The 11936-nt window shown below is 74.6% G+C and carries 12 protein-coding genes; 6 read left to right on the top strand and 6 right to left on the bottom strand.

Annotation, left to right across the window (positions count from 1 at the left end; genetic code table 11):
• Positions 1–17 precede the first annotated feature (17 nt).
• From GA0070610_RS29605 to GA0070610_RS29580, 6 genes are all read right to left on the bottom strand, one after another.
• Entirely contained in the window at positions 18–1196 is a 1179-nt protein-coding gene (locus GA0070610_RS29605; protein WP_089003068.1) for a MarP family serine protease, read from the bottom strand.
• A 63-nt stretch (positions 1197–1259) separates the two neighbouring features.
• On the bottom strand, positions 1260–1952 hold the full coding sequence (locus GA0070610_RS29600) for an NUDIX hydrolase (RefSeq protein WP_089003067.1): 693 nt from the start codon (positions 1950–1952) through the stop codon (positions 1260–1262).
• Complete coding sequence (locus tag GA0070610_RS29595; RefSeq protein ID WP_089003066.1) at positions 1949–2611, bottom strand: TlpA family protein disulfide reductase; 663 nt, start codon at positions 2609–2611, stop codon at positions 1949–1951. Before GA0070610_RS29595 ends, GA0070610_RS29600 begins: the two co-directional genes overlap by 4 nt.
• A 55-nt stretch (positions 2612–2666) precedes the next feature.
• Positions 2667–3455, bottom strand: coding sequence for an endonuclease III (gene nth / locus GA0070610_RS29590; RefSeq protein WP_172896620.1), 789 nt, complete (start codon positions 3453–3455; stop codon positions 2667–2669).
• 61 nt (positions 3456–3516) lie between these two features.
• A complete protein-coding gene (locus GA0070610_RS29585) occupies positions 3517–4680 on the bottom strand; it encodes a CapA family protein (protein WP_089003064.1) in 1164 nt (387 codons plus the stop codon).
• Between the two features lie 56 nt (positions 4681–4736).
• Complete coding sequence (locus tag GA0070610_RS29580) at positions 4737–5399, bottom strand: adenosylcobinamide amidohydrolase (RefSeq protein ID WP_089003063.1); 663 nt, start codon at positions 5397–5399, stop codon at positions 4737–4739.
• A 217-nt stretch (positions 5400–5616) separates the two neighbouring features.
• Here GA0070610_RS29580 and GA0070610_RS29575 point away from each other — a divergent pair, with 217 nt between their 5' ends.
• From GA0070610_RS29575 to GA0070610_RS29550, 6 genes are all read left to right on the top strand, one after another.
• Positions 5617–6294: a Crp/Fnr family transcriptional regulator gene (locus GA0070610_RS29575; RefSeq protein WP_089003062.1), complete on the top strand. Its 678-nt coding sequence runs from the start codon at positions 5617–5619 to the stop codon at positions 6292–6294.
• A gap of 84 nt (positions 6295–6378) precedes the next feature.
• Positions 6379–7122: a metallophosphoesterase family protein gene (locus tag GA0070610_RS29570; RefSeq protein WP_089003061.1), complete on the top strand. Its 744-nt coding sequence runs from the start codon at positions 6379–6381 to the stop codon at positions 7120–7122.
• Between the two features lie 346 nt (positions 7123–7468).
• Positions 7469–8071, top strand: a complete 603-nt coding sequence (locus GA0070610_RS29565; protein ID WP_089003060.1) for a TetR/AcrR family transcriptional regulator — start codon at positions 7469–7471, stop codon at positions 8069–8071.
• A gap of 41 nt (positions 8072–8112) precedes the next feature.
• Positions 8113–8925, top strand: coding sequence for a TIGR03084 family metal-binding protein (locus GA0070610_RS29560; RefSeq protein WP_089003059.1), 813 nt, complete (start codon positions 8113–8115; stop codon positions 8923–8925).
• Complete coding sequence (locus GA0070610_RS29555; RefSeq protein ID WP_089003058.1) at positions 8922–10655, top strand: acyclic terpene utilization AtuA family protein; 1734 nt, start codon at positions 8922–8924, stop codon at positions 10653–10655. Before GA0070610_RS29560 ends, GA0070610_RS29555 begins: the two co-directional genes overlap by 4 nt.
• Entirely contained in the window at positions 10652–11791 is a 1140-nt protein-coding gene (locus tag GA0070610_RS29550; protein WP_089003057.1) for an acyl-CoA dehydrogenase family protein, read from the top strand. The genes GA0070610_RS29555 and GA0070610_RS29550 overlap by 4 nt, the downstream gene beginning before the upstream one ends.
• The last annotated feature ends 145 nt before the right edge of the window (positions 11792–11936 follow it).

Here is an 11936-nt window from a genome sequence, read left to right as displayed (position 1 = left end):
GGCGGGAGCCTGACCGGTCAGGTGCATTCGCCGGTGCCGACGGCCCGGGTGCGCTCGGCGCCGGCGAGGGCGACGGGACGGGCCTCGGCCGCGGTCACCGCGAAGCCGGTGTTCGGGTCGTCGGCCGCCGCCGCGAAGATCACCCCGAGAACCAGCCCGTTCGAGGAGACAAGCGGGCCGCCCGAGTTGCCGCTCTGCACGAGCGCCCGGATCGTGTAGACCTCCCGGGTCACGTTGCCGGCGGAGTAGATGTCCGGCCCGGTGATCCGGTCGACGTCCCGGATCCGCGCCGACTGCGCGTTGTACGGGCCGTCGAGCGGGAAGCCCAGCACGATCGCGTCCGCGCCGCTGCCCGCGTTGCCGGCGGCGAAGCGCATCGACGGGCCGGGCAGCCCGGGCACGTGCAGCACGGCCAGGTCCCGGTCGGGGTCGTAGACGACCACCTTGCTGTCGTACCGGTCGCCGTTCAGCTCCACGACCGTGGACCGGGTGCCGGCGACGACGTGCGCGTTGGTCATCACCCGGTCGTCGGCGTAGACGAAGCCGGAGCCCTCGATCCGGCGCGAACAGCTCGGGGCGGAGCCGAGCACCTTGACCACCGATCGCTGGCTGTTGACGACCACCTGGGAGCCGGCGAGCGCCGGGTCGGGCGGCGACACCTGCCGGGCCCGGGTGGGTGCCAGGTCGCCGAAGACGTCGGGGAAGCCGTTGGTGTCGACGGTGTCGCGCAGCGCCGTGGAGAGCTGCTGCGCCTCATCGGGTAGGACCCGGTCGACCACCGTGAGCAGCGCGCTGTTGCGTACCGAGGAGGCCAGCCAGGGCAGCGACGACGAGCCGAGCGGCACCGCGACGAGCCAGGCGACCAGTAGGACGGCGAAGAGCGAGACGAACGCCCCGCCGACGTCGTCGACCCGCTTGCCGACGTCGCTGGTGATCGTCTTGCGCAGGTGTGAACCGAGCCAGCCGGCGAGCGCCTGCCCGACCACCGCCAGCCCGAAGATCGCCACCAGCGACACCAGCACCCGGGTGCCGCTGTCGACGAACTGCCGGGCCAGCAACGGCCCCAGCTGGAGGCCCAGGAGCGCGCCCAGGAAGAAGCCGGAGAACGACAGCACCCCGATGACGAAGCCCTGGCGGTATCCGCTGATCGCGAACACGAGCATGAGCAGCAGCAGTACGAGATCCACGGCGGACACGCGTCAAGCGTACGGGCACCGGGCCCGCGAGATGACCATCGCTTGCCGAAGGTGACCGTCCGGTCAGCGCACCGGCGTCTCGTCCACCGCGTCGGTGCCGGCGGAGGGCGCCGGAGCCTCCCCGCTCGGCGGCAGGTCCACGACCCGGTCGCGCGGCCACGGCCGGGCCCAGCCGCCCATCTCCAGCAGGGTGGCCAGCACCCCGCCGGTGAAGCCCCAGACCAGCATCCCGCGCGCCGAGAAGGCGGGGCCGATCCAGCCGCTCGGGTGGCGGACCCGCATCCGGTTCGCGGGGTCGACCAGCTCGGTGACCGGCAGCCGGGCCACGTGCGCCACCTCGGCCGGCTCCCGGGGGTGCACCGGGTGCGGGGCGTGCCACCAGGCGAGCACCGGGGTGACCACGAAGTCGCTGACCGGGATCCAGAGCTTCGGCAGCTCGGTCAGGACGGTGACGCTGGCCGGGTCGAGGCCGACCTCCTCGTTCGCCTCGCGCAGCGCGGTGGCCCGGGCGTCGGCGTCCTCCGGGTCGGCCGCGCCGCCGGGGAAGGCCGGCTGACCGGCGTGGTTGCGCAGGGTGGCCGCCCGCTGGAGGACCAGCACGTCGGGGCCGGCGCCGGGCTCCTCGCCGAGCAGCACCAGCACGGCGCTCTCCCGCCCCCCGTTCTCCGGGGTGACCAGCCGGGTGAAGTCTTCGCTGCGCGCGCTGCCGAGCCGGGTCAGCAGCGGGTCGAACCAACCCGGGGGCCGCCGGCTCACGCCGGCACCGTCACGCCGAGGTGCTGGCGGACCAGCTCCGCCAGCCGGGCGTCGTCGAGGGCGCCCGTGGAGTCGACGTGCCGTACGCGGCCCTGCCCGTCGACGAAGACGGTCAGGGGGATGGCCTTGCGGTTCAGCTCCCGCTTCAGGCCCTCACCCTGGTCGACCAGCACCGGGAAGCGGATGCCGAAGTCCTCGCCGATGGCCTGGGCCGCCTCGCGGCCGTCCTGGTTGTTGACCCCGACGACCCGGAGCTGGCCGGCGGCCCGCTCGCTGAGCCGCTGGAAGGCGGGCAGTTCCTTGCGGCAGGGCGGGCACCAGGACGCCCAGACGTTGATCACCGCCGGGCCGCGCAGGTCGCGCAGGGCTACCGGGGCGCCGCCGGTGAAGCAGTTCAGGGTCAGCTCGGGCAGCGTCTGCCCCCCGCCGCCGGACGGTGGGGCAGGTGCGGCGGACGCGGGCGGCGTACCGAGGGCGGAGCAGTCCTGGAAGGGCGACGGGCGGTTGGCGGCGGCCTTCTGCCGCTCGGACGGGCCCGGGTCCTTCTCCTCGGTGCCGGCGGTGCACCCTGCGACGGCCAACAGCACGGGTACGAGCAGGGCGACGAGCCGGCGTCGCGACTGCGGGGCCCGCGACACCGGCGCACTCCTCGCGCTCATCGGTTCACCGTGGTTCGCGACTGCGGGGCTCGCAAGACCGGCTCACTCCTCGCGCTCACGGTGCCTCCGCCACGACGGCCTGGACCGGCACCAGCTCCGGGTCGACCCCGGCCGCCACCGCGAGGTCCCGGGCCCGGGGGCCCTTGAGCAGCTTCGCGGCCGCCGCCGGCTCGGTCGGGCCGGTGCCGTACGACGGGCACAGCTTCACCAGCGTGCACGCGCCGCAGGCCGGCTTGCGGGCGTGGCAGACCCGCCGGCCGTGGAAGATGATCCGGTGCGACAGCATGGTCCAGTCGCGCCGGGGGAAGAGCGCCCCGATCGCGTGCTCGATCTTGACGGGGTCGGTCTCGGCGGTCAGCCGCCAGCGCTGCACCAGCCGCTGGAAGTGGGTGTCGACGGTGATCCCGGGGACGTCGAAGGCGTTGCCGAGGATGACGTTGGCGGTCTTGCGGCCGATGCCGGGCAGCTCGACCAGGTCGGCGAGCCTGCCGGGGACCTGGCCGCCGTGCCGCTCGACGAGGGCCTGGCCGAGCTTCATCAACGAGTCGGTCTTGTTGCGGTAGAAGCCGGTGGGCCGGATCAGCTCCTCCAGCTCCGCCCTGTCCGCGCCCGCGTAGTCGGCAGCGGTCGGGTAGCGGGCGAAGAGCTTCGGGGTGACCTCGTTGACCTTCTTGTCCGTGCACTGGGCGGAGAGGATCGTCGCGACGGCCAGCTCCAGGGGGTTGGAGTGGTCCAGTTCACAGTGCGCGTCGGGGTGGGTGTCGGTCAGCATCCGGCCGATCCGCCGGGCGCGACGGGTGCGCCCGAGGTCGGTCTCGGTGAAGCCGGAGGAACTCGTGGTCACGCCGGCCAGCCTACGTCGCCCGGCCGACGGTCGGCCGGGGCCACGCGCCGTACCGGCCCGGTCAGCCGCCCTGCGGCGCGCTGATCGCGCCCGCGTCGTCGAAGCGGGCGCCGGTCTCCGGGAAGTCGCTCTTGGTGAGCTGCTTCAGCAGGCCCAGCCCGCGGTCGTCGCGGTCCATGGTCGGCTTGCCGATGGAGTTCATGTACGTCGAGACGAACGAGCCGCCCGCCCAGCTGCCGTCCGGGTTCAGCGACACCTTCAGCACCCCGCCCCAGCCGAGCCGGCCGGCGTTGCTCAGGGAGTTGCCCCCGCCGGCGAAGTTGCCCAGGCTGTACGCGATCAGCCGGCCCTTGTAGAACTCCATGCCGCGCAGCACGTGCGGGCCGTGCCCGACGATGAGGTCCGCCCCGGCGTCGATCATCGCCTTGGAGAACTTGACCGGGTCGCCCCGGTTCTCGCCGAGGAACATCTCGGTGCCCGGCTTGACCCGCGTCTTGTCGGCCCCCTCGCCGCCCATGTGCACCTGCACGACGACCACGTCGGCCATGCCGGCCGCCTTGGTGATCACCTTCTTCGCCGCGGCGATGTCGGTGAGGCTGTTGGACCAGACGTACGACGAGAAGCCGGCGACCGCGACCTTGACCCCCTTGACGTCGACGACGGTGATCTGGTCGGGCGCCCCGGTGTGCGCGAGCTCGTACTTCTCCAGCGCCTTCTGGGTGTTCTCGTAGCCCTTCGGGCCGAAGTCGTAGCCGTGGTTGTTGGCCTGGTTGAGCAGGTCGAAGCCGGCGTCGCGCAGGTGTGCGGCGTACTCGGGCGGGGCCCGGAACTGGAAGCAGCGGGTCGAGTTCGGCCCGCACTTGCCGGTGCCGGTGTCGACGGTGAGCGGCTCCTCCAGGTTGCCCATCACGAGGTCGGCCGCGAGCGCCTTCTCGACCGAGTCGAAGAAGCCCTTGCCTCCGGAGGGGGGCAGTCGGTTCGGCGCGTTGCCCATGATGATGTCGCCGGTCGCGGAGAGCGAGATGGCCTGCTCGGCGGGCTGGGCGGAGCGGGTGGGCTCGCCCGAGCGGACCGGGGCGCCGGTGTTGCCGCCCCCCGTGCCGGGCTGCCAGACCGCGTCGGACCCGGAGTCGGGCCCTCCGCAGCCGGCGGCGAGCAGGACGGCGAGCAGCACGCCGAGGCCGAGTGCGGCGCGGCGGCGCGGTGGGGAGGCGGCAGCGTACATCGAGCGCGACCTTATCGGGCTTGCAACGCCGAGACGAGAGCCGATCGGACGGAGTCTCAGCCCGCCGGTCGGTCCGACCACGGGACCACGGTGCCGGCCCCGCCGGCCGTGACGGCGGCGTGCACGGCCCGGGCCAGCGGGGCGCCCCAGGTCGAGCGCGGTCCGCCGTACGCCGACTCGGGGCCGTCGACGGGGCACAGCACGGTGACGGCGTCCGTCGGGGTGCCGGTGCCCGGCACGCCCAGCTCCGCGATCGCCTGCGCCTTCGCCTCGGTGGCCGTGGCGACGGCGTTGACCAGGGCGGCGTCGCCGAGCCGGGCCGGGACGTACGCCACGACGTTGACGGTGCCGACCCGCTGCACCGGCGCCGCCGGGGCGGGTGCCGCCGCCCAGACCGGGGTGCCCAGGCCGACCGTGGCCCAGATCCGCACGCCGGTGTCCGTCCGGGCGACGACCTCGGCGACGTCCACCCCGGTCAGCAGGCCCACCCCGGGCCCGTCCAGGCCGAGCCGGTCGGCCAGTTCGGCCAGGTGGTCGGCGGGGTCGTCCCGGTCGTACGACATGGGCACGGTCGCGTTGACGACCCAGTGCCGGACGCCGATCCCGCCGCCCAGCGGCGCGGAGCTGACCGCGCGCAGCGGACCGTCGGCGCGCCACACGAGCAGCGGGACGTCCCGACCGTCCTCCGGGCGGGCGGTCAGCACGGGTTCACTCAGCACGTGGTGACCCTACGACCCGGGTGTCGGGGGCCGACCCGGCGCCCGGGCGGGCGCGCGATCCTACTGCTTGATCAGGGCCGGCAGGTTACGCCCAACGATCAAGATTCCAGGGGTGCACCTCTGATTGCTGCTCACGTGCGCCTAGACTGGCGACGCGCGAGGGATCAGCGGACGGCGGACCCGGCCGACGGACGGCACGCGCAGGCGGAGGTGCGCGATGGACGAGGTACTGGCTCGCAGCGGGATCTTCCAGGGCGTCGACCCGGAGGCTGCCGAGGCACTCGCCAAGGAGATGGAGACGCTCGAGGTCCGCAAGGGCGAGATCGTCTTCAACGAGGGCGAACCCGGCGACAGTCTCTACATCCTGCTGTCCGGCAAGATCAAGGTGGGTCGGCGCGCTGCCGACGGCCGGCAGAACCTGATCGCGGTGATGGGCCCGTCGGACATGGTGGGCGAGCTGTCGCTCTTCGACCCCGGCCCGCGTACGGCGACGGCCACGGCGGTCACCGACACCCGTCTGGTGCGGCTGCGCAAGCAGGCCCTGCGCCCGTGGCTGAACAACCGCCCGGAGATCGCCGAGCAGCTGCTGCGGGTGCTCGCCCGCCGGCTCCGGCGCACGAACGACTCCCTGGCCGACCTGATCTTCACCGACGTGCCCGGCCGCGTCGCCAAGAACCTGCTCCAGATGGCCGGCCGCTTCGGCACCCGCGACGGCGGGGTGCTGCGGGTGACCCACGACCTCACCCAGGAGGAGATCGCCCAGCTCGTCGGCGCCTCCCGGGAGACCGTCAACAAGGCGCTGGCCGACTTCGCCTCGCGCGGGTGGCTGCGCCTGGACGGCAAGAGCATCATCATCCTCGACCCGGAGCGCCTGGCCCGCCGCGCCCGCGTCTGACGCACCCGGCTGGTCTGCCCCGGCTCTATCTGCCCGGGGCAGAATCGCTGGACACCGTGCCCGCCCGGCGGGCACGGTTGAGCGATGCTGGACCGGGTGGCCGTTCTCTCCGACATCCACGGTGCGCTGCCGGCGTTGGAGGCCGTGCTGGCCGAGCCGGACGTCGCCGCCGCCGACCTGATCGTGCTCACCGGCGACATCGCGGCCGGCCCGCAGCCGGTCGAGGTGCTGGACGTGCTCGCCGGGCTGGGCGACCGGGCCCGCTGGGTACGGGGCAACGCGGACCGCGAGCTGGTGCAGGCGCGGGCCGGCCGCCCCTCCCCGATCGACGTCTCCAACTGGGCGGCGGAGCAGCTCCGCGACGACCAGGTGGCCCGGTTGGCGGCACTGCCGCTGACGGTCACCCTGGAGGTAACCGGCCTCGGCCCGGTGCTGTTCTGCCATGCCACCCCGCGCGACGACGAGGAGGTCGTGCTCGTCGACTCCCGGATGGAACGCTGGGCGGAGGTGCTCGCCGACGTCCCGGCCGAGGTGGGCACGGTCGTCTGCGGGCACACCCACATGCCGTTCACCCGGCTGGCCGACCGGCGGCTGATCGTCAACCCGGGCAGCGTCGGGATGCCCTACGGCGGTCCCGGCGCCTACTGGGCGCTCCTCGGGCCCGGGGTGGACCTGCGGCGTACCCCCTTCGACGTGGACGCCGCCTGCGCCCGGGTGACGGCCGAGTCGGGCTTCCCCGACGCCGCCGAGTGGGCGGACGAGTACCTGCGCTCCCGACACAGCGACGCCACGGCCCTCGCGGTGTTCGCCCCGCGCGACGGCCGCTGAGCGGTCGCCTGCGGATGGCCCCCATCGGGCACAGATGCCTGCACCCCGGGATTCCGCTGCGGCAGCTCCGCGCGCGGAGAGGATCGTCCGCTTCCGGTGCTCGCCACGCAGACCCGTCGAGGTAAGGACGAGACCCGTCGCGCCCTGTCGAGCTGCCCCGTCCATGGGACCGGCCGACCCGTCCGGGCAAGCCGGCGACCTCCGCACTGGCTCCCTGCCCCGTCCGTAGGGGCAGCTCGACAGCGTCCGACCGCCTGCCCCCATCCCAGGCCGACACGCGTCGACCGGGCCTCGGCCAGAAAAAGTCAGGCTTGACTGTTTGTTTCCGGGGCGGCACGCTGTCCCCGTGCCCGCATCGACCCGCGTCCCACAGCAGGAGCGCAGCCGCGCCACCCAGGCCCGGCTGCTGGAGGCGACCGTCGAGTGCCTGGTCGAGCACGGCTGGTCCGGCACCACCACCACCGTCGTCGCGACCCGGGCCGGCGTCTCGCGCGGCGCCCAGCTGCACCACTACCCCACCAAGGCCGCGCTGGTCACCGCCGCCGTCGCCCACCTCGCGGAGCGGCGGGCGGAGGAGCTGCGCACCGAGGCCGAGGCGCTGCCGCCCGGCCCCCAGCGGCTCGACTTGGTGATCGACCTGCTCGGCGCGGCGTTCACCGGCCCGCTCTTCGTCGCGGCCCTCGAACTCTGGGTCGCCGCCCGCACCGACCGGGAGCTGCGCGAGGCCCTGGTGCCGCTGGAGGCCCGGGTCGGCCGCGAGATGCACCGGCTCACCGTCGCGCTGCTCGACGTGGACGAGCGCCGCCCGGGCGTACGCGAGGCGGTGCAGGCGACCCTCGACCTGCTCCGCGGGCTCGGCGTGGCCAACCTGCTCAACGACGACTCGTCCCGCCGCGCCGCCCTGCTGCACACCTGGAAGCGCCAGCTCGCCACCCTGCTCACCCCCTGACCGCCCGCCCTGACCGGCCCGCCCAGCCCCCCGGAGGCACCATGGTCGACCTCAAGGACCTGCTCGCGGACCTGACCGACGAGTCCGAGCAGCTCGACGACCTGGTGACCGGCCGGGCGTCGGCCGACTGGGGGCGGGCCACCCCGTCGCCGGGCTGGAGCGTCGGGCACCAGATCGCCCACCTCGCCTGGACCGACCGCGTGGCGCTGCTCGCCGCCACCGACGCCGAGGCCTTCCTCGCCGCCGTGCTCGCCGCCCCCGACCCCGCCCGGCTCGTCGACTCCGGCGCGGAGGAGTTCCTCGCCCCGCCGGGCGAGCTGCTTCCCCGCTGGCGGGCCGGCCGGGCGGCGCTCGCCGACGCGCTGGCCCGCGTGCCGGCGGGCGGGAAGCTGCCCTGGTTCGGCACCCGGATGTCGGCCGCCTCGATGGCCACCGCCCGGATCATGGAGACCTGGGCACATGGCACGGACGTGGCCGACGCCCTCGGGGTGGCCCGCCCCGGCACCGACCGGTTGCGACACGTCGCGCACCTCGGCTTCCGTACCCTCGGCCACAGCTTCGCCGCCCACGGCCGGCCGGCGCCGACGGCGCCGGTGCGCGTCGAGTTGACGGCGCCGCGGGGCGACACCTGGGCGTACGGCCCGACCGACGCCGCCGACCGGGTCACCGGTCCGGCGCTCGACTTCTGCCTGCTGGTCACCCAGCGCAGGCACCGCGCCGACCTGGCGCTGACCGCGACCGGCCCGGTGGCCGACGCGTGGCTGGACGTCGCGCAGGCCTTCGCCGGCCCACCCGGCCCCGGCCGCCCACCGACGGCCCCCGGAAGCGACGCGGCGGGCGGGGTGGCGGCGTGAGCGGCGCACTGCGGGTGGGCAACGCCTCCGGCTTCTACGGCGACCGGTCGACGGCGTGGCGGGAGATGCTCGACGGCGGCGAACTGGACGTGCTCACCGGCGACTACCTCGCCGAGCTGACCATGCTGATCCTCGGCCGGGACCGGCTGCGCGACCCCTCCCTCGGCTACGCGAAGACCTTCCTCCGCCAGCTGGAGGGCTGCCTCGGCACCGCGCTGGACCGGGGCGTGCGGCTCGTGACCAACGCCGGCGGGCTGAACCCGGCGGGCCTGGCCGCCGCCATCGGGTCCCTCGCCGACCGGCTCGGCCTGACCGTCCGCGTCGGGTACGTCGAGGGCGACGCCCTCGCCCGCCCGGACGCGCTCACGGCGAACGCCTACCTCGGGGCGTACGGCATCGCCGCCTGCCTGGACGGCGGGGCGGACGTGGTGGTCACCGGCCGGGTGACCGATGCGTCGCTGGTGGTCGGACCGGCGATCGCCCGGTTCGGCTGGGGCCGCGACGACCTGGACGCGCTGGCCGGGGCGACCGTCGCCGGCCACCTGCTCGAGTGCGGGGCGCAGGTCACGGGGGGCAACTTCAGCTTCTTCACGGAGCTGCCCGACGGCGGGCGGCGTCCCGGCTTCCCGGTCGCCGAAGTGCACCCCGACGGCTCCTGCGTGATCACCAAGCACCCCGGCACCGGCGGCGCGGTCACCGTGGAGACGGTCACCGCCCAGCTGCTCTACGAGATCGGCGGCCCGGCCTACCTCGGGCCGGACGTGGTGACCCGGCTGGACACGGTGGAGCTGGGCGCCGACGGGCCGGACCGGGTGCGGGTGAGCGGCGTCCGGGGCACGCCTCCGCCGGGCACCCTCAAGGTGGGCGTGAACAACCTCGGCGGCTTCCGCAACTCGATGACCTTCGTCCTGTGCGGGCTCGACATCCCCGCCAAGGCGGCCCTGGTCCGCAGTCAGGTCGAGGCGGCGGTCGGCACGGAAGGGCTGGAGTTCGTCCTGGCCCGCACCAACCACGCGGACGCGGCCGACACCGAGGCGGCGAGCGCGCTGCTGCACGTACACCTGCGCGACGGCGACAAGGCGCGGGCCGGGCGGGCGTTCTCGGCCGCCGCGGTGGAGCTGGCCCTGGCCTCGTACCCCGGCTGCACCCTGACCACGCTGCCCGGCGACGCCGCGCCCTACGGGGTGTTCACCGCCGACGCCGTGCCGCAGGATGCGGTGCCGCACGTCGCGGTGCTCCCCTCCGGCGAGCGGGTGCCGATCCCGCCGCCGGCCCGCACCGCCGCCCCGGCGGACGAGCCGGCGCCCGCCGCCGACCCGCCGGAGGCGGACCCGGCGCCGGCCGACCGGCCCACCCGGCGCGCTCCGCTCGGCGAGCTGGTCGGGGCCCGCTCCGGCGACAAGGGCGGCGACGCCAACCTGGGCGTCTGGGCCCGCACGGACGCGACCTGGTCGTGGCTGCGCGGCTGGCTGACCACCGCCCGGCTGCGCGAGCTGCTGCCGGAGACCGCGCCGCTGGCCGTGGAGCGGTACGAGCTGCCGAACCTGCGGGCGGTCAACTTCGTCCTCCGGGGCCTGCTCGGGCAGGGGGTGGCCGCCTCCACCCGGTTCGATCCGCAGGCCAAGGCGCTCGGCGAGCTGCTCCGCTCCCGGCTCGTCGACCTGCCGGCGGACCTCATGCCCGGCCCGGACCCCCGGGCCGGCGGCGCGACGCCCGGGGAGGGCCGATGACCATCGTGGACACGCCGGAGCGCCGGCAGTTACGGGAGCTGACCCGGGCCTTCGTCACCCGGGAGGTGCTGCCGCACCTGGACGACTGGGAGCGGGCCGGCGAGATCCCCCGCGAGCTGCACGCCACCGCCGCCAAGCTCGGCCTGCTCGGCATCGGCTTCCCGGAGGCCATCGGCGGCAGCGGCGGGGACCTGCTCGACTCGATCATCGTGACCGAGGAGATCATCCGCTCGGGTGGCTCGTCCGGGCTGATCGCCGCGCTCTTCACGCACGGCATCGCGCTGCCGCACATCGTCGCCTCCGGCGACCCGGAGCTGATCGACCGGTACGTCCGGCCGACGCTGGCCGGCACCATGATCGGCGCGCTGGCGATCACCGAGCCCGACGGCGGCTCGGACGTGGCGAGCATCCGCACCCACGCGCGGCGGGACGGCGACCACTACGTGGTCAACGGGTCGAAGACCTACATCACCAGCGGCGTACGGGCCGACTTCGTGACCACCGCCCTCTGCACCCTGCCCCCGGGCAGCGGCGCCCTGACCCTGCTGGTGATCGACAAGGACACCCCCGGCTTCACCGTCGGGCGCCGGCTGGAGAAGCTCGGCTGGCACTGCTCCGACACCGCCGAGCTGTCGTTCGCCGACGCCCGGGTGCCGGTGGCGAACCGGGTCGGCGCGGAGGACACCGCCTTCCTGTCGATCATGCAGAACTTCGCCGCCGAGCGGCTCTCGCTCGCCACCCAGGCGTACGCGACCGCGCAGCGCTGCGTGGAGTTGGCGGTGCGCTGGTGCCGGGACCGGTCCACGTTCGGCCGCCCCCTGGCGAGCCGGCAACTGGTCCGGCACCGGCTGGCCGAGATGCACACCCGCACCGAGGCGGCCCGCGCGTACGTGCACGAGGTGGCGGCGCGGGTGGCCGCCGGCGAGCCGGTGGTGACCGAGGTGGCGATGGCGAAGAACGTCGCGGTGGCGGCCTGCGCCGAGGTCGTCGACCAGGCGCTCCAACTGCACGGCGGCTACGGCTACCTGCGCGACGCCGAGGTGGAGCGGCACTACCGCGACGCCCGGATCCTCGGCATCGGCGGCGGCACCACCGAGATCATGAACGAGATCGTCGCGAAAGGCATGGGCCTGTGAGTGCGAGGAGTGAGCCGGGTCTGCGAGCCCCGCAGTCACGAACGAAGGAGGGCCTGTGAGTGCGAGGAGTGAGCCGGGTCTGCGAGCCCCGCAGTCACGAACGAAGGAGGGCCTGTGAGTGCGAGGAGTGAGCCGGGTCTGCGAG

The sequence above is a fragment of the Micromonospora echinofusca genome, from assembly GCF_900091445.1.
Lineage (GTDB): Bacteria > Actinomycetota > Actinomycetes > Mycobacteriales > Micromonosporaceae > Micromonospora > Micromonospora echinofusca.
The sequence above is the reverse complement of the archived record's forward strand: the minus strand, read 5'-3'. Positions and strand labels throughout refer to the sequence as shown.